At 42.2% G+C, this 23,105-nt stretch carries 19 protein-coding genes; 15 read left to right on the forward strand and 4 right to left on the reverse strand.

Annotated elements, in window-relative coordinates:
* Positions 1–90 precede the first annotated feature (90 nt).
* The 5 genes from ACZM60_RS04790 (at position 91) to ACZM60_RS04810 (ending at position 5,280) form a co-directional block, all read left to right on the forward strand.
* Entirely contained in the window at positions 91–561 is a 471-nt protein-coding gene (locus ACZM60_RS04790; protein WP_021971557.1) for a helix-turn-helix domain-containing protein, read from the forward strand.
* A 176-nt stretch (positions 562–737) separates the two neighbouring features.
* A complete protein-coding gene (locus ACZM60_RS04795; RefSeq protein WP_489520909.1) occupies positions 738–2,696 on the forward strand; it encodes a dipeptidyl-peptidase 3 family protein in 1,959 nt (652 codons plus the stop codon).
* Between the two features lie 68 nt (positions 2,697–2,764).
* Positions 2,765–3,430: a DNA alkylation repair protein gene (locus ACZM60_RS04800; RefSeq protein ID WP_021970472.1), complete on the forward strand. Its 666-nt coding sequence runs from the start codon at positions 2,765–2,767 to the stop codon at positions 3,428–3,430.
* Between the two features lie 93 nt (positions 3,431–3,523).
* Positions 3,524–3,985 carry a Fur family transcriptional regulator gene (locus ACZM60_RS04805; RefSeq protein ID WP_340319455.1) on the forward strand — a complete coding sequence of 154 codons (462 nt, stop codon included), beginning with the start codon at positions 3,524–3,526 and terminating at the stop codon, positions 3,983–3,985.
* A 23-nt stretch (positions 3,986–4,008) separates the two neighbouring features.
* Positions 4,009–5,280, forward strand: a complete 1,272-nt coding sequence (locus ACZM60_RS04810) for an adenylosuccinate synthase (protein WP_340319454.1) — start codon at positions 4,009–4,011, stop codon at positions 5,278–5,280.
* A gap of 88 nt (positions 5,281–5,368) precedes the next feature.
* On the opposite strand, the gene ACZM60_RS04815 is transcribed toward ACZM60_RS04810, so the two are convergent.
* The gene (locus ACZM60_RS04815) at positions 5,369–8,422 is read right to left on the reverse strand and encodes a DUF6298 domain-containing protein (RefSeq protein WP_489520910.1); all 3,054 of its coding nucleotides are present in this window, start codon (positions 8,420–8,422) and stop codon (positions 5,369–5,371) included.
* Between the two features lie 187 nt (positions 8,423–8,609).
* Here ACZM60_RS04815 and abc-f point away from each other — a divergent pair, with 187 nt between their 5' ends.
* From abc-f to rprY, 5 genes are all read left to right on the forward strand, one after another.
* On the forward strand, positions 8,610–10,553 hold the full coding sequence (gene abc-f / locus ACZM60_RS04820) for a ribosomal protection-like ABC-F family protein (RefSeq protein ID WP_489520911.1): 1,944 nt from the start codon (positions 8,610–8,612) through the stop codon (positions 10,551–10,553).
* Between the two features lie 20 nt (positions 10,554–10,573).
* A complete protein-coding gene (locus tag ACZM60_RS04825; RefSeq protein ID WP_489520912.1) occupies positions 10,574–12,610 on the forward strand; it encodes a M13 family metallopeptidase in 2,037 nt (678 codons plus the stop codon).
* A gap of 255 nt (positions 12,611–12,865) precedes the next feature.
* Positions 12,866–15,025: an elongation factor G gene (locus ACZM60_RS04830; RefSeq protein WP_340319450.1), complete on the forward strand. Its 2,160-nt coding sequence runs from the start codon at positions 12,866–12,868 to the stop codon at positions 15,023–15,025.
* 267 nt (positions 15,026–15,292) lie between these two features.
* The gene (locus ACZM60_RS04835) at positions 15,293–16,831 is read left to right on the forward strand and encodes a sensor histidine kinase (protein WP_021970281.1); all 1,539 of its coding nucleotides are present in this window, start codon (positions 15,293–15,295) and stop codon (positions 16,829–16,831) included.
* 1 nt (position 16,832) lies between these two features.
* On the forward strand, positions 16,833–17,531 hold the full coding sequence (rprY, locus tag ACZM60_RS04840) for a response regulator transcription factor RprY (RefSeq protein ID WP_021970280.1): 699 nt from the start codon (positions 16,833–16,835) through the stop codon (positions 17,529–17,531).
* An 85-nt stretch (positions 17,532–17,616) separates the two neighbouring features.
* On the opposite strand, the gene ACZM60_RS04845 is transcribed toward rprY, so the two are convergent.
* Both ACZM60_RS04845 and ACZM60_RS04850 read right to left on the reverse strand, forming a co-directional pair.
* Positions 17,617–17,793, reverse strand: a complete 177-nt coding sequence (locus tag ACZM60_RS04845) for a hypothetical protein (protein ID WP_021970279.1) — start codon at positions 17,791–17,793, stop codon at positions 17,617–17,619.
* 104 nt (positions 17,794–17,897) lie between these two features.
* The gene (locus ACZM60_RS04850) at positions 17,898–18,344 is read right to left on the reverse strand and encodes a MarR family winged helix-turn-helix transcriptional regulator (RefSeq protein ID WP_021970278.1); all 447 of its coding nucleotides are present in this window, start codon (positions 18,342–18,344) and stop codon (positions 17,898–17,900) included.
* A gap of 184 nt (positions 18,345–18,528) precedes the next feature.
* On the opposite strand from ACZM60_RS04850, the gene rpsF reads away from it, so the two are divergent.
* The 3 genes from rpsF to rplI are packed head-to-tail and all read left to right on the forward strand — an operon-like array spanning position 18,529 to position 19,617.
* Positions 18,529–18,876, forward strand: a complete 348-nt coding sequence (rpsF, locus tag ACZM60_RS04855; RefSeq protein WP_294596355.1) for a 30S ribosomal protein S6 — start codon at positions 18,529–18,531, stop codon at positions 18,874–18,876.
* Between the two features lie 2 nt (positions 18,877–18,878).
* Entirely contained in the window at positions 18,879–19,148 is a 270-nt protein-coding gene (gene rpsR, locus ACZM60_RS04860; RefSeq protein WP_005841178.1) for a 30S ribosomal protein S18, read from the forward strand.
* Between the two features lie 19 nt (positions 19,149–19,167).
* Entirely contained in the window at positions 19,168–19,617 is a 450-nt protein-coding gene (gene rplI / locus ACZM60_RS04865) for a 50S ribosomal protein L9 (protein ID WP_340319448.1), read from the forward strand.
* A gap of 615 nt (positions 19,618–20,232) precedes the next feature.
* On the opposite strand, the gene ACZM60_RS04870 is transcribed toward rplI, so the two are convergent.
* Positions 20,233–20,433 (reverse strand): PG1828 family lipoprotein, encoded by a 201-nt coding sequence (locus tag ACZM60_RS04870; RefSeq protein WP_021970764.1) that lies wholly within the window; start codon positions 20,431–20,433, stop codon positions 20,233–20,235.
* Between the two features lie 322 nt (positions 20,434–20,755).
* Here ACZM60_RS04870 and mtaB point away from each other — a divergent pair, with 322 nt between their 5' ends.
* Both mtaB and ACZM60_RS04880 read left to right on the forward strand, forming a co-directional pair.
* Entirely contained in the window at positions 20,756–22,072 is a 1,317-nt protein-coding gene (gene mtaB, locus ACZM60_RS04875) for a tRNA (N(6)-L-threonylcarbamoyladenosine(37)-C(2))-methylthiotransferase MtaB (protein WP_489520913.1), read from the forward strand.
* Entirely contained in the window at positions 22,069–23,094 is a 1,026-nt protein-coding gene (locus ACZM60_RS04880; protein ID WP_489520914.1) for a glycosyltransferase family 2 protein, read from the forward strand. The genes mtaB and ACZM60_RS04880 overlap by 4 nt, the downstream gene beginning before the upstream one ends.
* Positions 23,095–23,105 lie beyond the last annotated feature (11 nt).

Consider the following 23,105-nt stretch of genomic DNA (forward strand, 5'->3'; position numbering starts at 1 on the left):
TCTGTTGTAAAATACAAAAACTCTTAGCAAATTTGTATAATTATAGTATTTTAAAGCGTAGAAACAACCATTATCTAAATAAAAAGACAGATGAGAGAAGAGGACAAATTAATGACCGAATATGGTCGGGTTTCAGAGAAAAGGCCCTATAATCTTCGGGAGAGGAAGATAAAGGATGCGCCTTACCGTAACATGATCCGCGCCGAGCTTGCGGATGAATTGTATGATAAAATTATGAACATTATTGTTCTTCAAAAGAAGTACAAGGATCCTAATTACTCGGCAAAAGACCTTGCGAAAGAGCTTAAAACTAACACCCGTTACTTGTCGGCTGTCATCAATTCCCGTTTCGGAATGAACTATTCATGCCTGGTAAATGAGTATCGGATTAAAGACGCTTTACACATGCTGATAGACAAGCGTTACGCAGAGAAAAATGTGGAAGAAATCAGTACGATGGTAGGTTTTGCTAATCGACAATCGTTCTATGCTGCATTTTACAAGAATGTAGGTGAAACACCGAATAATTATAGAAGGCGAAAGCTGGAAAACAATAGATAACAACTATAACAAACGAAGACTTAGCAATAATAAAATAACGGGATGTCATTCCAGACGGAAGAAAGGGGTACAGGCAAGGCTTTTTTCTGACTACTCTTTCTTTGCGCTTGGAATGACATTTAGTTTAAGGCTTTTTTATTAGATAATGGATGTTTATATATAAAGAAAAAAGAGATATGTCAGAAAATTCGTTTTCATACACTGTAGAACAGTTTGCCGATTTGCAGATATTGCGTTATCGGGTTCCCGGATTCGAGCAGTTGTCGTTACGCCGCAAACAACTGGTGTATTATCTTTCGCAGGCTGCTCTGGAAGGAAGAGATATCTTGTTTGATCAGAATGGTAAGTTTAATTTGCAAATACGCCGTTTGCTGGAGGCTGTTTATACTTCTTTTAAAGGTGACCGGACGACTGAACAGTTTCGTGCGCTGGAAGTCTATTTGAAACGCGTATGGTTCTCGAACGGAATTCATCATCATTATGCATGCGACAAGTTCGTGCCGGCGTTTACGGCAGCATATCTGGAAGAGGTAATCAAGTCGTTGCCTGAAGAGGTGCTTCCCCTTGAAGAGGGAGAAACGCGTCAGGCCATGTGCGATAAGTTGTTTCCGGTAATCTTCGATCCCTCTGTCATGCCCAAACGTGTGAATCAGGCTGATGGAGAGGATTTGGTACAGACTTCGGCTGCCAACTACTACGAGGGAGTCACCCAGCAGGAAGCTGAAGATTTTTATGCCGCTCAGAAGAAGGCGGATGATCCGGAGCCGGTAATGTATGGCATGAACAGCCGGCTGGTAAAAAAGGACGGCCGTGTATATGAGCAGGTCTGGAAGGTTGGGGGCATGTATTCTGCTGCTATTGAGAAAATAATAGTGTGGCTGGAAAAAGCAGAAGCTGTAGCCGAAAACGACGCACAGCGTGAGGTTATTCGTCTGCTTGTGGAATTTTATCGTACCGGCGACCTGAAGGTGTTCGACGCATATTCCATAGCATGGCTTAAAGATACTGGTTCGCTGGTAGATTTTGTCAACGGTTTCATCGAAAGCTATGGCGATCCGCTGGGCATGAAAGCCAGTTGGGAGTCGATAGTCAACTTTAAGGACATGGAGGCTACTCACCGCACGGAAACTATCAGCAGTAATGCACAATGGTTCGAAGACCATTCGCCGGTTGATGCACGTTTCAAAAAAGAAGAAGTGAAAGGTGTTTCGGCAAAAGTAATTACGGCAGCTATTCTGGCGGGCGATTTATATCCGTCGACTGCTATCGGAATTAATCTCCCTAACTCAAACTGGATTCGTAGCGTACATGGGTCGAAGTCGGTTACTATCGGCAATTTGACAGATGCCTATAACAAGGCTGCGCGTGGAAACGGTTTCCGTGAAGAGTTTGTATATAGTGACACGGAACGTCTGTTGCTGGAGAAATACGCCGACATAACCGATGACCTACATACCGACTTGCATGAATGTCTGGGGCATGGTTCGGGTAAATTGCTTCCGGGCGTAGATCCTGATGCACTGAAAGCACATGGCTCGACAATAGAAGAAGCACGTGCCGATTTGTTCGGACTGTATTACTTGCCTGATGCCAAGATGGTAGAGCTGGGGCTTGTACCTGATGCTGAGGCATACAAAGCTGAATATTATTCGTATATGATGAACGGGCTGATGACACAGCTTGTACGCATAGAACCGGGATGTACGGTAGAAGAGGCGCACATGCGTAACCGCCAACTGATTGCTCGCTGGGCTTTGGAACATGGAAAGGCTGAGTACGTAGTGGAGATGGTTGTACGCGACGGCAAGACTTATGTACGTATCAACGATTATGCCAAGTTGCGTTTGCTGTTTGGTGAGCTGCTGGCCGAGATACAGCGTATCAAGAGTGAGGGCGATTATGAAGCGGCACGCCAGCTTGTAGAAAAGTATGGCGTACAAGTTGATCCGGTATTGCATGCCGAAGTGTTGCAACGTTACCGCAGCTTGCATCTGGCTCCTTATAAAGGCTTCTTGAATCCGGTTTACACGCCGCAGACAGATGCCGAAGGAAATATTGTAGACGTACATATTTCTTATACGGAAGGATATGCCGAGCAGATGCTCCGTTATAGCCGGGATTATTCTAATTTATAATTATCTTCCTGTAGCAAGAGATTGTTCCTGAGAGAAGTCTTTTGTTACAGGATTTATCGTTTTTTATCATGGACAATATACACGAAGTTATTAGAGATATCAAATCGAAGTTCCGCCTTTTTATGAATGGCATGATATCGCAGAGTATGCGCGAGAAGGGGATGGGGTACAAACTCAATTTCGGCATCGAATATCCGCGTATAAAAGAGATAGCTGCCGAATATGAGCCGAATCATGAACTGGCTCAGGCATTGTGGAAAGAAAATATCAGAGAATGTAAGATTATGGCAGGGCTGCTTCAGCCTGTCGAAACGTTTTATCCTGAGATAGCCGATATTTGGATTGAAGGAATGGATTATCCGGAACTGGCAGAGTATACGGTTATGAATCTTTTCCAGCGTTTGCCTTACGCTTCGGAAGTAGTGTTCCGCTGGATGGCAGACGAACGGGAAATGTTTCAGTTGTGTGGCTTTCTGCTGATGGCGCGTTTGTTGATGAAGGGTGAAAAGCTGAACGAACGTGCAGAAGCGGAGTTTCTCGACCAGGCTTATACAGCGATAGAAGGCAACTGTACATCGGTGCAGAAGGCTGCTGCGGTTGCATTGCGTAAGTTTGCACACCAGTCGCGGGAAAGCAAAAAAGTTGTAAGCAAACAGCTCGGACTTTGGATGAAATCGGAAAATCAGACGGTACGTGCACTGGCGGAAGAGATAAAAGCTGATATGGAATACTGACGTTTAGACAACTTGAAATAAAGAAATTTTTCTTTTATTGATTTTCTAAATTACACAAAAAAGATTAACTTTGAACCCTGAACGAATTACCGGATGGAAGAGAATATAAAAGATAAGGCAAAACAGATTCTGACGGATTATCTTCAGAAGAACGGGCATCGGAAGACACCCGAGCGTTATGCTATACTCGACACTATCTATACCATAAAAGGACATTTCGATATAGATATGCTGTATTCTTATATGGCTGAGAAAGAGAAATTCCGTGTAAGTCGTGCTACTCTTTATAACACAATCATACTCTTGATTGATGCCGGACTGGTTATCAAGCACCAGTTTGGCAATACTTCGCAGTACGAGCGTTCGTATAACAATGAAACCCACCATCACATGATATGTACTTCGTGCGGAAAAGTTTCCGAATTCGAAGATGAAGCTTTGAAACAGGCTATAGCCGAAACCAAACTGAAAGGTTTTCATGCTTCGCACTACTCCTTATATATATATGGACTGTGCAATAAATGTATGGCGGCCAAACGTAAGAAAAGTAAATAAACTTATTATAAAAGTTGGAAATCATGAAAGTAGATGTATTGCTAGGTTTACAATGGGGCGACGAAGGAAAAGGAAAAGTAGTCGATGTATTGACTCCGCGCTATGATGTTGTTGCTCGTTTTCAGGGAGGACCGAATGCTGGTCATACTCTGGAATTTGAAGGTCAGAAATATGTACTCCGCTCTATTCCTTCGGGAATATTTCAGGGAGATAAAGTTAATATTATCGGAAACGGTGTGGTACTCGATCCGGCTTTGTTCAAAGCTGAGGCTGAAGCTTTGGAAGCAAGCGGTCATCCGTTGAAGGAGCGCCTGCACATTTCCAAAAAGGCTCATCTGATTTTGCCTACTCACCGTATTCTGGATGCTGCTTACGAAGCTGCAAAAGGTGCTTCGAAAGTAGGTACTACCGGTAAGGGTATCGGTCCGACTTATACTGATAAGGTAAGCCGTAACGGTCTTCGCGTAGGCGATATTCTGCATAACTTTGAAGAAAAATATGCAGCTGCTAAGGCACGTCACGAAAAGATTCTGAAGAGTCTGAATTATGAATACGATATCACTGAACTGGAAAAACAGTGGATGGAAGGTATCGAATACTTGCGTCAGTTCCCGCTGGTAGACAGCGAACATGAAATCAATAACCTGTTGAAGGAAGGCAAGAGTGTGTTGTGTGAAGGTGCTCAGGGTACTATGCTGGATGTAGATTTTGGTTCGTATCCGTTTGTAACTTCTTCTAATACGATTTGTGCTGGTGCTTGTACAGGTCTGGGACTTGGTCCTAACAAAATTGGTGAAGTATATGGTATTATGAAAGCTTACTGTACACGTGTTGGTTCAGGTCCTTTCCCGACAGAATTGTTCGATGAAACGGGTAAGACTATTCGTGATTTGGGACATGAATACGGTGCAGTAACCGGTCGTGAACGTCGTTGCGGTTGGGTTGACTTGGTTGCTCTGCGTTATGCTATCATGATAAACGGTGTAACTCAGCTTATCCTGATGAAGAGTGACGTACTTGATGGTTTCGATACTGTTAAGGCTTGTGTGGCTTACAAGGTAAACGGTGAGGAAATAGATTACTTCCCGTTCGACATAACTGAAGGTGTAGAACCTGTTTATGTAGAATTGCCGGGTTGGAAGACAGACATGACGAAGATGACAAGTGAAGATGAGTTCCCGGAAGAATTTAATGCATACATTTCATTCCTCGAAGAACAGCTTGGTACTCCTATCAAGATTGTATCTGTAGGTCCGGACCGTGAACAGACTATCGAACGCTATACCGAAGAATAATTAGTGAACATATATTTGTTCCCGCAGATAGGAAAAAGATTCCGCAAGTAGAATGCTGCTTGTGGAATCTTTTTTGTTTGATACTTTCCTAATAAAGTAAACATACACAATATCGTTGTGGAGCATGGAGGGTGATGGTAGACGACTTGCCGGATGTAATCTTTCCTTTCTCAAGTATTTTTCCGCTTGTCGGGTCTATCCATGCTATTTTATATTTTTGTCTTTTGTCATGTTGTAGGTCGAAGGTTACTTCTTGCCGGAAACAATAAGCAATGTATCCTTTGCCGGTCTTTCCCATTACCCACTGGTGCTGGTTGTGCGTCTGGAATTCAATCGGTTCAAAATCGGAAGCAAGTTCGTAAACAGGTATTCCGTCTACAGGAGGCACTTTGGCAAGAGAACCACCTGCCATGAATATGGCCCAGTTAGCAGCATTTCCTTCTATATTCCGCGGCATAAGGCCATTGTATGTTACAGCTTTTTCTGGATAACGGGAACGGTATTCTCGTACAGCCCGATAGATGCTTTCGCATGATGTGTTTCCGGGATTGATGAGGCGGGCCCACTGGCGAGGTGCCAGACTGCATCCGCCTTGCGGTTCGTAAGTAGTTCCGTCGTTGCGATAATGCCATTGCCGGATATCGATGATATTGACCAGCGGTCTGTACTTGCTGTCTTGCAGGATGGAGTCTTGTACATCTTTGGTTGCTGTCAGAGCAATAAGCTGATGGTTGGGGCAGGAGCTGACTGTTTCCAGCCAAAAACGGGTAAAGTGTAATGGTCCGGTATACTCCATTCCCAAACTGTGTATCACTCCGTTGTTGTCATGGAACGTATTTACGCTTTGCCGAATAAACAGTTCGTGGTATTTCTTGATGACGGGGCGGGAGATGTCATAAAACTGTTCTGCCATGTATACACGCTTGTCGCCGGCAAACAATGTCTTTTCAGGGAATCCCACTCCGTTGATATTGTTTGCCGAACGCCAAGGATAGTCGCACCAGTGCGCTCCTTCTTCTATGATATTATGTTGGTTGTAATGGTCGTGCCATAATAGCAAGCCTTTATGGTCGGCTGCATTGACAAACTGTTTGAGTCTGTACCAGTACCAGGGATTGAATTTAGTTAAATCGTATTTACTGAGCCGGTCTTGTGCTTCTCCTTGTCCACTCCGGCTATAGGGATATTCATTGAAAGGAGCCCATACTTCCGAGTCGGCTTGCATGTTTCGTTCGTGGTCATTGCGTCGGCGTTCGTACCACAGTCCTGTACGGTGATGAAGTACATGACTTCCTGATGTTTCCAGTAATTGTGCAATACTGTCGGGTTCTTCAGTATATCCTCGTCCGGTTCTTCCCGGATAAAAAAGTGTAAGTGAGCCTGTACCTTGCCATCCGGTTGTTCCCGGTTCTGATTTGCCGGGATACGTGCCCCGTGTCATAATCTGGTTGCCTCGGACAATCCATCCGTTTTTGATGGCAAGAGGAGCCGATTCTGTTATAGTTCGCTTATTTATTCGTTTGTTCTTTATTTGTGATATTTCGGGAATATGGTTTATGTTGCAGGTTATCGGGTAAGATATCATCATGCTGTCTATCCACTGGTCCATGCGGATGTCTGGCTGAAGTGATGCTTTCGACATTTGAGCTGCATATGCCACAGTAGGTTTAGCTGTTTCGAGTGTGTGGTATACATATATTTTCTTTGTTTCGGTTTCCTGACTTTTACCAGTTCGTTCTTCCAGTTGAGCATAAAATATGCTTTCCGGTTTGATGAATGTATGTGAAAGCTGGTAATATCCGTTCCCGTAAGGCTGTGTCCACATACCGTATGCCCAGTTATGTGCGGTGGGAGGGGTGACACAATGCGTCTGCGAAGCACGTCCTTGCCATAAAAGAGAGTTTGCAGCAGTCCATCCGGCACCCTGATCTGCCATATCACGATAACCGTATTCCAGTATTCCTCCCGATACGGTCATTTTATCCATAAGAATACCATTCGAAAAACCTCCGGCAGAACCGCTGAAGCTGTAAGGACATTCCGAATGGCATTGTACAAATGCATTGGGCCCGGGAACTCCTTTTCCCACGCTGAAATCCCGATATCCGTTTTCTGAATAGCAGCGTTGGAAAAGCGTTAATTGTCCAAGAGTATGAAATGCATATCTTCTATGGTTGGCTATTTCCGAAATCGGTGCAAGATATTTGCAGTCTTCTACTGTTATCTGACTGCTTCCTTCCAGCAGCATAACTGCAGAGCCTGCAAAATGTCGAGCTTCTATTCTTCTTACCCAGCCATTCTGTATATGATTGAAGGTTACTGCTTGCCATCGATGATTTTCATCCTTGGTATTCTGTTTGTCAAAATCGGATATGCAGCATAAGTTTTCTATACCTATATTATATATACGCCCCTTCCATTGTAGGGGAACGATATATCCTCCTCCGTATTGGGGATCAAGGCTCATGGTAATAGGAACATCTATCTTTATTCCTTTTTCGGTAATCTGAATAATGTTGCGTTCCCATTTCATCGTGTATTGTCCGGGTTGCCATTTGGAAAAGTTGTATTCCTGCTGGTTACCAAGTTGGTCTGTCCCTATTTCCTTTAACCACTCTGATGTACAAGGACGTACTATTTGTATTTTGTCGCCGACTTTTAGATGGCTGTAAGTGCTGTCCAGTGGAATAAAGGTTGCATTGACCGGTACATATTCATCTTTGATTTTCAGTTTTTCCGAAGCCGTTGCATTGTTGTATCCCAAAACGCGTATTAGTTCGTTCTTGGTGAAGCCTTTTGCCCGTAGAATGGTACCTCCTGACGTATGACATCCGCTGCCTCGTAAGACCACTCCACTTGTACGTATCAGTAGTTGTCCTTCTATATTGTATGTGCCGGGCAATAATTGTACGGCGCCCCGGAAGTTGTTTGCTTGCAGGGGAAGTGAGCTGACATAGTCTATGGCATCTTGTATAAGTTGAGTGGCATCTCCTTCTGTTGGATTGACATATACTTTGGCTTCGATATAAGGAATAGGATATTCGGAACGCCGGTAGCCGCAAAAAGAAAAATCGGGAACACGGTCGCCATTGGGGTAAGCGTAGTAAATCAGTTTGCCGTCTTCGGTGATATGAATAGGCATTCCGGGGGTCGTCTTAAAATGAGCATTTGAAGAATGACAGATGCATATGCCTGCCGAGATCAAAAGAATTTTTTTTATCGTGTCTTTCATAAATGTGATATAATGTTTGATTTGTGTGGGCAAATGTATGAAATAAAAGGAAATAAATGCTACCTTTGCCTGCACTTTGTAAAGTTGGAGCGAATATATGATTTCTATTGAAGGACTGAAAGTTGAGTTTGGAGTTACTCCTTTGTTCGAGGATGTTTCGTTTGTCATTAATAAGAAAGACCGTATAGCACTGGTCGGTAAGAATGGTGCCGGTAAGTCGACTATGCTGAAGATTCTGGCTGGATTGCAGAAGCCTACAGAGGGAAGTGTAGCGGTGCAAAGAGGTGTGACTATTGGCTATTTGCCTCAGGTTATGATTCTAAGTGACACGCGTACCGTTATGGCGGAAGCGGAAATGGCGTTCGAACATATATTTGAGCTGCAAGACAGGCTGGCTAAGATGAACCAAGAATTGGCTGACCGTACGGATTACGATTCGGAGAGCTATCATGAACTGATAGAACGCTTTACGCACGATAACGAACGCTTCCTGATGATGGGAGGAACTAACTATCGGGCGGAAATAGAACGTACACTCGTCGGTTTGGGATTCAGCCGTTCCGATTTTGACCGTCCAACCAGTGAGTTCAGCGGTGGATGGCGTATGCGTATTGAGTTGGCAAAGCTATTGTTGCGTCGTCCTGATGTGCTGTTGTTGGACGAGCCGACCAACCATTTGGATATTGAGAGTATTCAGTGGCTGGAGAATTTTTTGAAAATGAGTCCCGGAGCTGTTGTGCTGGTAAGCCACGACCGTGCTTTTATCAATAATGTGACTAATCGTACGATAGAAATATCGTGTGGACATATCTATGATTATAAAGTTCCTTACGATGAGTTTGTCGTACTTCGTAAAGAACGTCGTGAACAGCAGTTGCGTGCTTATGAAAATCAGCAGAAAGAGATAAAAGATACAGAAGACTTTATTGAACGTTTCCGTTATAAGGCAACAAAGGCTGTACAGGTTCAAAGTCGTATCAAACAATTGGAGAAGATTGTTCCAATTGAAATAGATGAGGAAGATAATTCAGCTCTTCGTCTGAAGTTTCCTCCTGCCATGCGTTCCGGAAATTATCCGGTAATCTGTGAGGGCCTCCGAAAAGCCTATGGTGATCATGTAGTGTTTCACGATGTAACACTGACTATTAACCGAGGAGAGAAGGTTGCTTTTGTGGGAAAGAATGGTGAAGGTAAGTCTACTTTGGTAAAGTGTATTATGGATGAGATTCCTTATGAAGGTAAGCTGGTTATCGGTCATAATGTACAGATAGGCTATTTTGCACAAAATCAGGCGCAGTTGCTCGATGAGAATCTGACAGTGTTTGATACGATTGATTCTGTAGCCAAAGGAGATATTCGGTTGAAAATACGTGACATACTCGGTGCGTTTATGTTCGGTGGTGAGGCTTCCGATAAGAAAGTAAAAGTTCTTTCGGGAGGTGAACGGAGCCGTTTGGCTATGATTAAGCTGTTGCTGGAACCGGTGAATCTGCTGATACTGGATGAGCCTACCAATCATTTGGATATGCGTTCCAAGGATGTACTGAAGGAAGCTATCCGTGAATTTGATGGAACGGTTATTGTTGTTTCTCACGACCGTGAGTTTCTGGACGGACTGGTAACGAAGGTTTATGAATTTGGCGGAGGTGTTGTGAAGGAACATATCGGAGGTATTTATGATTTCTTGCAAAAAAAGAAAATGGAAAGCCTCAATGAACTGCAACTATCTCAGTCGCCTACGACTGCTCAGTCGGTCAAGAAAGACGATCCGGTACCTGCCAGTGAGAGTAAATTGTCGTACGAAGCTCAGAAGGAGCAGAATAAGAAAATCCGTAAGCTTGAGAAACAGGTTTCCGATTGTGAAGCTCTTATAGAGCGTCTGGAAAAGGAAGTGGCAGCACTGGAAATGCAGATGGCTACGCCTGAAGGAGCATCCGACATGAAATTGTACGAACAGCATCAGCAACTTAAAAAACAGATTTCGGATGCTGAAGAAGAGTGGGAGAGTGTTTCCCTGGAACTGGAAGAACTTAAAAATTGAAAGACTAATTATAAATGCTTATGAAAACAAAACATTTTGCTGCTGTGGCAGTGCTCGTTGCTGCTGCCATGACAAGTTGCGCCGGACAAAAGGAGGCTAAAAGCACTTCTGGCATTGACTTGGCAAATCTTGATACTACAGTTTCTGCAAGTCAGGATTTCTATCATTATGCGTGTGGTGGCTGGATGAAAAATCATCCTCTGACAGCTGAATATTCTCGCTATGGCACATTCGAAGTACTGATTGAAAATAATCGCAAGCAGTTGCAGGAGCTTATTGAGGGCTTGGCTTCCAAACAAAATGAACAGGGAACATTGGCTCAGAAGATTGGTGATGTATACAATCTGGCAATGGATAGCGTGACTCTGAACAAGGAGGGTATGAATCCGATTAAGCCGGAACTGGATAAGATTGCTGCTCTGAAAGACCGGAAGGAAATTGTTCCGATGATGGTAGAGCTGTTGAACTGTGGTATCGGTACTTATTTTTCAAGTTTTGTTTATGCCGATCCGAAGAATAGTGATGTAAATATGTTCCAGATAAGCCAAGGTGGATTTAATTTGGGTGAAAAGGAATATTATCTTGATAACGATAGTGCAACTGTCAATGTGCGTGAAAATTATAAGAAATACATTTCTAAGCTCTTTACTTTGGCAGGTTTCTCTGAAGCTGAGGCTCAGCAGAAAATGGCAGATGTAATGGAAATAGAAACTTCTATCGCTAAAGAAGCTTTCAGTGCTGTACAGCAGCGTGATCCGGAAGCTAACTATCATAAGATGTCTTACGCTGATTTGAAGAAGACGTTTGCAGGTATCGACTGGGGTGCTTATTTGAAGGGTTTAGGCATTAAGGAAGTTACTGAACTGAATGTAATGCAGATAGAACCTCTGAAAGAAGTTGAAAAACTGATTAATACATTGCCTGTATCTAAGCATATCTCTTATTTGCAGTATAATTTGCTGGATGCTGCTGCTCCTTATCTGAGTGATGATTTTGTATCTGCTCGTTTTGATTTCTATGGTAAGGTGTTGTCTGGACGTCAGCAAAATTCTCCTCGCTGGAAACGTGCTGTCAGTGCTGTAGAAAATATGTTGGGTGAGGCTGTAGGACAAATGTATGTAGAAAAGTATTTCCCTGCAGCAGCCAAAGAACGTATGGTTAAGCTGGTAAAGAATTTGCAGGAAGCTCTTGGAGAACGTATTCAGGCTCAGGAATGGATGAGCGACAGCACCAAGATGGTTGCTCAGGAAAAACTGGCTGCTTTCCATGTAAAAGTGGGATATCCTGATAAATGGAAAGATTATTCAAATCTGGAAATCAAGAAGGATTCTTACTGGGCTAACGCTTGCCGTGCTAACAAATGGGGACTGGATGATATGTACAGCCGTCTTGGCAAGCCAGTCGACAAGGATGAATGGCTGATGACACCTCAGACTGTAAATGCTTATTATAATCCTTCTACAAATGAAATTTGTTTCCCTGCCGGAATTCTGCAATATCCGTTCTTCGATATGAATGCTGATGATGCATTCAATTATGGTGCTATCGGTGTGGTTATCGGTCATGAAATGACTCACGGGTTCGATGACCAAGGTCGTCAGTACGATAAGAACGGTAACTTGACCGACTGGTGGGCTAAAGGAGATGCAGAACGCTTTAATGCTCGTGCAAAAGTGATGGTTGATTTCTTCAATAACATCGAAGTATTGCCGGGACTGAAAGCAAATGGTGAATTGACATTAGGTGAGAATCTTGCGGACCATGGAGGTCTGAATGTTTCATTCCTCGCATTCCAGCATGCCATGAAGGAAAATCCTTTAGGCGATATTGATGGATTTACTCCGGAACAGCGTTTCTTCTTGGCTTATGCTACAGTATGGGCTGCCAATATTCGTGATGAGGAAATTCGTTCTCGTACAAAGTCGGATCCTCACTCTTTGGGTGAATGGCGTGTAAACGGTGCTCTGCCTCATATTCAGGCTTGGTACGATGCTTTCCATATCACTCCGGAAAGTCCGATGTACATTGCACCTGAAAAACGTGTAAATATTTGGTGATGTAGTATTTTTCCATGTCTTTAGAAGGTCATGCTTTGGCAACTGTTTAGTTCGCTGCGGCGTGACCTTTTTTATTGTTTCGTTGGGATGTTGGCGAAAAGAAGCATCGAAGCAGATGTTTTCTGTCTAAAAACATAGTTTAGTAACACGAATGAATTTGTTGCATTTCTGCTCATTAATTTCTAATTTGCGCATCACTATGTAAGAGATATGAAAAGCATATCCTTTTGTTCAATAATTAAATCTTGAAATACCATGAAAGTATATCAGACCAACGAAATCAAAAACATTGCCCTGCTTGGCAATGACGGATCAGGTAAAACCACCCTCACAGAAGCGTTGCTCTATGAGAGTGGTATTATAAAACGTCGCGGCAGAATCACTGCCAAAAATACAGTCAGCGACTATTTTCCGGTAGAGCAGGAGTATGGTTACTCGGTCTTCTCTACCGTTTATCATGTAGAGTGGAATGGCAAAAAACTGAATATCATCGACTGTCCGGGAAGTGATGACTTTGTGGGAGCTGCTATTACAGCATTGAACGTTACGGATACGGCTATTTTATTGTTGAATGGTCAGTATGGTCCCGAAGTAGGTACACAGAATCATTTCCGTTATACAGAAAAGCTGGGTAAACCGGTTATCTTCCTGGTTAACCAGCTTGATAGTGAAAAATGTGATTTCGACCATGTATTGGAACAGTTGAAAGAAAATTACGGTTCTAAAGTTGTTCCGGTTCAGTATCCGTTGGCTACCGGACCCGACTTCAATTCGTTGATCGATGTACTTTTAATGAAAAAATATTCGTGGGGTCCTGATGGTGGTGCTCCGACTATTGAAGAAATTCCGGCTGAAGAAATGGATAAAGCTCAGGCTTGGCACAAAACGTTGGTTGAGGCTGCAGCCGAACATGATGAAAGCTTGATGGAAAAGTTCTTCGATTCGGAATCGTTGACCGAGGACGAAATGCGTGAAGGTATCCGTAAGGGACTGGCTGCACGTGGTATGTTCCCTGTGTTCTGTGTATGTGCCGGTAAGGATATGGGCGTTCGCCGTCTGATGGAGTTCTTGGGCAATGTAGTTCCATTTGTTGATGAAATGCCGGTTGTTCATAATACTCGTGGCGTTCCTGTACCTCCTGATGCCAACGGACCTACTTCCTTGTATTTCTTTAAGACAGCCGTAGAACCGCATATCGGAGATGTACAGTATTTTAAAGTTATGAGTGGTGTGGTACACGAAGGTGATGATTTGAGCAATGCTGATCGTGGCTCAAAGGAACGTATGGCCCAGCTTTATGTATGTGCCGGTGCTAATCGTGAAAAGGTAGATGAACTTCGTGCTGGTGATATCGGTTGTACGGTGAAACTGAAAGATGTGAAGACAGGAAATACCTTGAATGGCAAAGATTGTGAGAATCGCTTTAATTTCATTAAATATCCGAATCCGAAATATACTCGCGCTATCAAGCCTGTAAATGAAGCTGATACAGAGAAAATGATGGCTGTATTGAACCGTATGCGTGAAGAAGATCCGACATGGGTTGTAGAACAGTCTAAAGAGTTGAAGCAGATTTTGGTACATGGTCAAGGTGAGTTCCATTTGCGTACATTGAAATGGCGTTTGGAAAACAACGAAAAACTTCAGGTACAGTTCTATGAGCCGAAGATTCCTTATCGTGAAACTATTACAAAGGCAGCTCGTGCTGATTACCGTCATAAGAAGCAATCGGGTGGTGCCGGACAGTTTGGTGAGGTTCATTTGATTGTAGAACCTTATTATGAAGGTATGCCTGCTCCTGAAGTCTATAAGTTTAATGGACAGGAATTCAAGATAAATGTAAAAAGTTCTGAAACGATAGACTTGGAATGGGGCGGTAAATTGGTATTTGTTAACAGTGTGGTAGGTGGAGCCATTGATACTCGCTTCATGCCTGCTATTCTGAAAGGTATCATGAGTCGTATGGAACAAGGACCTTTGACTGGTTCGTATGCCCGTGATGTGCGTGTCATCGTTTATGACGGTAAGATGCATCCGGTAGATTCTAATGAAATATCTTTCATGCTGGCCGGTCGTCATGCTTTCAGCGAAGCCTTTAAAAATGCAGGTCCTAAGATTCTGGAACCTATTTATGATGTAGAAGTATTTGTTCCGAGCGATAAGTTGGGCGACGTAATGAGTGATATGCAGGGACGTAGAGGTATGATCATGGGTATGAGCAGTGAAAAAGGTTATGAAAAGCTGGCTGCTAAGGTTCCATTGAAAGAAATGTCTAATTATTCTACGGCTTTAAGTTCTTTGACGGGAGGTCGTGCTTCCTTCATTATGAAATTTGCAAGTTATGAACTTGTACCGACCGATGTTCAGAATAAGTTGATGAAGGAATTCGAAGAACAAGAAAAAGAAGAAGCATAAACTTTCTAGTTGTTGTTTTTATAGGTTGCAAAGGTCGCATTTCTTAAAAATGCGGCCTTTTTTATTTAACGAAGCTTAAACAATTAGCTTACTTTGTTTGTTATTAATTTAAAATTTTATTATTTTTGCACTAAGACCACGGAAAACGTGATGTGAGGTTTAAAAAATAACATGTAAATCTTCTGATTTTGTTAATATAAGAGAATCGCGGATTAAAACATGTTAAGCAGAGTATCTCGTAAATGATAGCCGTTTAAATTTGCCTCCATGAAAAAGTCAACTATTTGGATATTAGGTATTGTAATGGGGCTTTCTTTTCTAAGTTTGCTTTATTTGCAGGTGAGCTATATAGAAGAGATGGTCAAGATGCGTAAGGAACAGTTCGAAGAGAATGTAGGACGAAGCCTTGCCCAGGCTGTGCATAACCTGGAATTAGTAGAAACTAAAAAATATTTGGAAAAAGATGTTGTTGCTACCGAACGTGCGGCACAGCTTTCCCAGCAGTTTCAAGGACAGCATCAGTCGCAGTCGAGTGGAAGTGTGCTGATTGGGTCTTCCGATGGAAGTACGATTTCTACTTTCGAATGGAAAACGGTGATAAATCGTCCTTCGAGCATTCCCAAAGAGATTATTTCGACGGGAAAGAATATTCCTCAGACTTCTCGTACATTGCAGGAAATCGTAAAGGAACGTTATATCTATCAGCGTGCTTTGCTGAATGAGGTTGTTTACAATATTCTTTATACGGCGAGCGACAAGCCGCTGAAGGAACGCGTTAACTTTAAACAACTGGATTATTTTTTGAATTCGGAATTGAAGAACAACGGAGTAGATATTCCTTATCATTTTACGGTGACCGACCGTGATGGAAAAGAAATTTATCGTTGCTCGGATTATGAATACGATAATGAGAAAGTTTATTCTCGGTTGCTTTTTGAAAAAGATCCTCCAGCTAAGATGGGATTTGTAAATGTATTCTTCCCGACAATGGATAATTACATTTTCAGTTCTGTACGGTTTATGATTCCGTCTATCATCTTTACGCTGGTGTTGCTGGTGACATTTATTTTTACCATTTATATTATCTTCCGCCAGAAGAAACTGACCGAGATAAAGAACGATTTCATCAATAATATGACGCATGAGTTCAAGACACCTATTTCGACAATATCTCTGGCTGCACAAATGTTGAATGATCCGGCTGTGGGTAAGTCTCCTGCCATGTTCAAGCACATTTCGGGAGTGATAAACGACGAAACCAAGCGCTTGCGCTTCCAAGTAGAAAAAGTGCTTCAGATGTCTATGTTCGAGCGTCAGAAAGCTACCTTAAAGAAGAAAGAGGTTGATGCCAACGAGTTGATTTATGGAGTAACCAATACCTTCCGTTTGAAGGTAGAGAATTGTAACGGTACCTTGGATGTAGCACTTGATGCGGATGACCCATTTGTTTATGTAGATGAGATGCATTTTACGAATGTAATTTTCAACCTTTTGGATAATGCATTGAAGTACAAGAAACCGGATGTCAATATCCATTTGAAAGTTCGTACTTGGAATGAATCGGGAAAGCTTCATATATCGATAGAGGATAATGGTATCGGTATCAAGAAAGAAAACCTGAAAAAAATATTTGAAAAGTTCTACCGGGTTCATACTGGCAATTTGCACGACGTGAAAGGCTTTGGTTTGGGCTTGGCCTATGTGAAGAAGATCATCACAGATCACAAGGGAACGATACGTGCCGAAAGTGAACTGAATGTGGGAACTAAATTTATAATTGTATTACCTTTATTTAAAGAAGATTGATATGGACGAAAAATTGCGTATTTTGTTATGCGAAGATGATGAGAATCTTGGCATGCTGTTAAGAGAATATTTGCAGGCAAAAGGATATTCGGCAGAGTTGTTTCCCGATGGAGAAGCCGGCTTTAAGGCCTTTTTGAAGAATAAGTATGATTTGTGTGTGCTCGATGTTATGATGCCGAAGAAAGACGGTTTTACTTTGGCTCAGGAAATCCGTCAGGCTAATGCTGAGATACCTATCATTTTCCTTACTGCCAAAACATTGAAGGAAGATATTCTGGAAGGATTCAAAATTGGTGCAGACGATTATATAACAAAACCTTTCAGTATGGAAGAGCTGACTTTCCGTATTGAAGCTATCCTGCGTCGTGTACGTGGTAAACGTAATAAGGAAAGCAACATGTACAAGATCGGTCGCTTTACATTCGATACACAGAAACAGATTCTGTCAATCGGTGACAAGCAGACCAAACTTACTACCAAAGAATCTGAATTGCTGGGACTGCTTTGTGCACATGCCAACGAGATTCTGCAGCGTGACTTTGCCTTGAAGACTATCTGGATAGACGATAATTACTTCAATGCCCGAAGCATGGATGTATATATTACCAAATTGCGTAAGCATTTGAAAGATGACGATTCTATCGAAATCATTAATATCCACGGTAAGGGTTACAAACTGATTACTCCCGAACAAGAATGATAGTAATGGAAAGCTATAGAAATAAAAAAGCCTGAATTCTTTTAGAACTCAGGCTTTTTTATTTCTTTTCCGGATTGACTCAGTATTAGTCGGCAATACGTCTGTTTAGGACGATATAGGAAATTAATCCAACGATAATGAGAATCAGAGAAGTTGCTAAAATCGAATTGTTGTTTACGTTGCCTCCAAAGTAGCAAGCAATCAGGATTACTGCTCCGATTACAACCAGTATCAATCCTAAATTCTTTAATAAGCTTTTCATGTGTGTCTTCTATTTTATGGTTTATTTTTTTCTTGGTTACAAATTAAAGGATAATTCTTGTATTGAAGAAATTATTTGATGAAAAAAAATAAAAAAGCTTACTATTAGTCTTTTGTATTGGTAAAGATTTTACGGAGAACTTCCTGGCTTACTCGCAATTCTTCCAGTGTTAGTCCATGAAGTGCTTCTTTAAGGGTTTTGTTGGCAATGAAGCGTGCCTTTTCTTCCAGTTCTTTGCCGGTTTTTGTCAGGTGAATCAGGTTGGTACGCCGGTCTCTTTTGTCGGATATACGCACTACCAGATGCTGACGTTCCATATTGTCGATTAAACGTGTCATGCTGGGTTTGTCCTTGAAAGTAGCATTACACAGTTCCTGCTGCGTTACACCGTCCTTTTCCCACAAGAACAATAATACCGTCCATTGTTCTGGTGTTATGTCCATTCCGTTCTGACGGAAGTTACGACTCAGCTTGCGGTTGATTGCAGCCGAAACCTTTCCGTTTAGTATAGCAAAAATAAGCTGTATGTCAAAATTGAACTGTTCTATCATCTAATTATTGTTTAAGCAACTATGCAAATATACGATACTTTTACCATATATAGTATAAGAAAATGTCTTAAAATAACATTCTTTATCATATAAAAAGAGCGCAATGATTTGTATATTAGAGAAAAAGTCGTAACTTTGCGCCGCATTTGAAAATTTATTATTAATATTTTAATCAACGAATAGTATGAATCAATACGAAACCGTTTTCATTTTAACTCCCGTTTTATCTGATGTTCAGATGAAGGAAGCGGTAGAAAAGTTCAAAGCTATCCTGACAGGAGAAGGTGCGGAGATCATTAATGAAGAAAACTGGGGATTGAAGAAATTGGCTTATCCAATTCAGAAGAAATCTACAGGTTTCTATCAGCTGATTGAGTTTAAAGCAGAACCGTCGGTAATCGAGAAACTCGAAGTAAACTTCCGTCGTGACGAACGTGTTATCCGTTTCTTGACTTTCAAGATGGACAAATACGCTGCAGAATACGCTGCTAAGAGAAGAAATGTTAAATCAACTAAAAAGGAGGAAAACTAATCATGGCACAGCAACAATCAGAAATCAGATATTTAACTCCGCCTTCAGTAGACGTTAAAAAGAAAAAATACTGCCGTTTCAAAAAGAGTGGTATTAAGTATATCGACTACAAAGATCCTGAATTCCTGAAGAAATTCTTGAACGAACAGGGAAAGATCCTTCCGCGCCGTATTACAGGTACTTCATTGAAGTTCCAGCGTCGTATTGCGCAGGCTGTTAAGAGAGCTCGTCACTTGGCTTTGCTGCCTTTCGTAACTGATATGATGAAATAATTAAAGGAGGAATAAGAGTATGGAAATTATTTTGAAAGAAGACGTAGTTAACTTGGGCTACAAGAATGATATTGTAACCGTTAAGTCAGGTTATGGTCGTAACTATCTTATTCCGACAGGCAAAGCAGTTATCGCTTCTCCGGCTGCTAAGAAAATGCTGGCTGAAGAATTGAAACAGCGTGCTCACAAATTGGAAAAGATTAAGAAAGATGCTGAAGCAGTTGCAGAATCTTTGAAGGATGTATCTTTGAAGATCGCTACAAAAGTTAGCGCTACAGGTGTTATCTATGGTTCAGTAGGTAATATTCAGATTGCTGAAGAACTTGCTAAATTGGGTCACAACATCGATCGTAAGATTATCGTTGTTAAGGATGCAGTTAAGGAAGTTGGTCACTATAAAGCAATCGTTAAACTTCACAAGGAAGTTTCTGTTGAAATACCTTTCGAAGTTGTTGCAGAAGAAGCTTAATTTTGCAGTCTGTAAATACTTGATAAGATCCCGAGTAGATATTTGTTCTACTCGGGATTTCTTTTTTTGTAGTTTTTTCTCTTCTGCTGGTAGGGGATAGAAAATTGGGTTTTCTGTCTTTGGGAATGATTTCAGGTGATTGCGGAGGAAGATGGTGGCTTTTATCTTTTCTCTTGGGATTTTTCTTCTTTTCTTATTACATGTTCAAGAGAATCTCCTGACGTTTTCGGAAAATTTGTACAAAAAGAAATATTTTTTGTACAAAAAATATTTTTAGGACAGCGTGTTCTGACGGAGTGAATATGGCGCTTTATGAAATGAGTGCATGAGTCTTATGTGTATGCTGAGATATTACCCTGTGTTGTTTTAGGTAAGATTGTTCTTTATGTTACATGAAGTGTGAGTTGGAAGGACGGAGGTAGAGTTTATTGTACCGGCAACATGAGAAGTTTGAAGTGTTGCGGGGTAGCCTGTGAAAGGCGATGAGATTGAGTCATGAAATCTTTTTCGTGAAAAGATGGCTCAACTATCAGGAGAGAGGAAACGTATGGGCATAAAAAAAGTCTGAATGCTTGCGCATGCCAGACTTTCAATTCTCTCGAATGTTGTTCGAAATTATTCAGCTACTACTGCTGCAGAATCAACTGCTGCTGAGTCAGCTACAACTGCTGTAGAGTCAACAACCGGAGCTGCTTCTTCTACTGTTTCAACTGCTGCTGTTGAGTCAGCTGCTTCTTCACTGTTAGCTGCTTTGTTACCACATGATGCGAAAGATACAGCAGCGAATGCTACGAACAAAAATACTAATTTTTTCATTTTCTTTGCTTTTTTAAATCTGTAATACTTATGTTGTTTTCTTAAACGATGCAAAGATATAGACTTTTTTAATACGTTGTTCTCTTTGGAGCGTTTTTTTTCAAAAAAAATATGTTTTTAAATAGTTTTCTTCATAAAAGATGTTTTCTGGCGCGGAAAATACGTAGATAATGCGTATATTTAAGACGATTTTCCCTTTTCCCTTAGAGTTAGCGCGGGTTTCCGGTGAAGAAATCCTTTTTTTGTTCCTATCTTTGGGTAAGATAGGATGCGCTTCAGATAATAATGCGTAACTTTGCAATTCGAATCATTATATTAAGGTATGACAGATACAACTATTTTTCAGAATAAAAAAGCTGTTTATTATACATTGGGCTGCAAACTGAATTTTGCAGAAACCTCCACTATCGGTAAAACATTAAAAGAGGCAGGTGTACGTACTGCACGCAAGGGCGAACAAGCGGACATTTGTGTGATTAATACCTGCTCGGTTACTGAAATGGCAGATAAGAAATGCAGGCAGGCCATTCATCGTCTGGCTAAGGCTCATCCGGGAGCCTTTATTGTGGTGACAGGATGCTATGCACAGTTGAAGCCGGGGCAGGTAGCAGATATAGAGGGAGTAGATTTGGTGTTGGGCGCCGAGCAGAAAGGCGACCTGATGAAATATCTGGGTAATCTGGAAAAGCATGAACATGGGGAAGCGATTACTACGGCTACTAAGGATATACGTACGTTTGTGCCTTCGTGTTCCAGAGGTGACCGTACCCGCTATTTCCTGAAGGTACAAGACGGATGCGATTATTTCTGCTCTTATTGTACCATTCCGTTTGCGCGTGGAAGAAGTCGTAACGGGAAGATTGCCGATCTGGTAGAACAGGCTCGTCAGGTAGCTGCTGAAGGAGGCAAGGAAATAGTCCTGACAGGTGTCAACATCGGTGATTTCGGAAAAACTACGGGTGAAAGTTTCTTTGATCTGGTAAAAGCACTCGACGAGGTGGAAGGAATCGAACGTTATCGTATTTCGTCTATTGAGCCCAATTTGCTGACTGATGAGATTATAGAATATGTGGCCCGTTCACGCCGTTTTATGCCTCACTTCCATATACCTCTACAGTCGGGATGCGATGAAGTCTTGAAGCTGATGCGTCGTCGCTATGATACTGCACTTTTTGCACACAAGATACAGAAGATTAAATTGCTGATGCCCGATGCCTTTATCGGCGTGGATGTGATTGTGGGTACACGAGGCGAAACTCCGGAGTATTTTGAACAGGCTTATGAATTTATACGCAGTCTGGATGTTACTCAGTTGCATGTGTTCAGCTATTCGGAGCGTCCCGGAACACAAGCTCTGAAGATTGACTATGTGGTATCTCCCGAAGATAAGCATCAGAGAAGTCAGCGTCTTCTGGCTTTGTCGGATGAAAAGACCAGGGCTTTCTATGCACGTCATATCGGGCAGGAGGCAACTGTGTTGATGGAACATTCCAAGACTGGTGCTCCGATGCATGGATTTACGTCCAATTATATACGCGTGGAATTGAATCACAACGACGATCTGGATAATCATTTGATACATGTTCGGCTGGGCGATTTCAATGAAGATGGTACCGCGCTGAAAGGAACAATTATATGAACAAGGTTTCTGTAGTTATCTTAAATTGGAACGGGGCTGATATGCTTCGCAGGTTTCTTCCTTCTGTCCTGACCTGTTCGGCTGGCGACGGGGTAGAGGTCTGTGTGGCAGACAATGGCTCTTCCGATGATTCCTGCCGGATGCTGGAGCAAGAGTTTCCGGCAGTCCGTCTGATCCGCCTGGATAAAAATTACGGCTTTGCCGATGGTTACAATAAAGCTTTCGAGCATGTGGACGCCGAATATGTTGTGCTGCTCAACAGCGATGTAGAAGTTGCTCCCGGATGGTTGGCACCGATGGTGAAATATATGGATGTTCATCCGGAAGTTGCAGCCTGTCAGCCTAAACTGCTCGACTGGAAGCAGAAGGATTGTTTTGAATATGCTGGAGCGGCCGGAGGATTTATCGACCGCTATGGCTATCCGTTCTGTCGCGGGCGTATCTTCGAGGTCGTAGAAAAAGATAAAGGACAGTACGATGCCCCCGTTTCTGTATTTTGGGCAACGGGAGCTGCGTTGTTTATCCGGCTGGATAAATACCGCGAAGTAGGCGGTCTGGACGGACGTTTCTTTGCCCACATGGAAGAGATTGATTTGTGCTGGCGTTTGCGAAGCCGTGGCTATAAACTGGTTTGCCTGCCCGAGAGTGTCGCCTGGCATGTAGGAGGTGCTACGTTGAAAAAGGAAAATCCTCGAAAGACATTTCTGAATTTCCGCAATAACCTGCTGATGCTGTATAAAAACCTTCCGCCGGAAGAATTGAGGCCAGTGATGAGGGTTCGTGCATGTCTGGATTATGTGGCTGCATGTGTCTTTTTACTGAAGGGCGATTGGGCAAATTTCCGTGCCGTAATACAGGCAAGAAAAGAATATGCCCGCTTGCGTCCGCAGTTTAAAGCCGACAGGCAGGAGAACCTGGACAAGGCAGTTGGCTTTAATGTGTCGGGGCGTTTTCCGTTCAGTATTTTATGGCAGTCGAAATTATTGGGGCATAAGAAATATTCGGATCTGCCGTTAAAATAAAAAATGGCAGG

The organism is Phocaeicola sp., assembly GCF_057861905.1.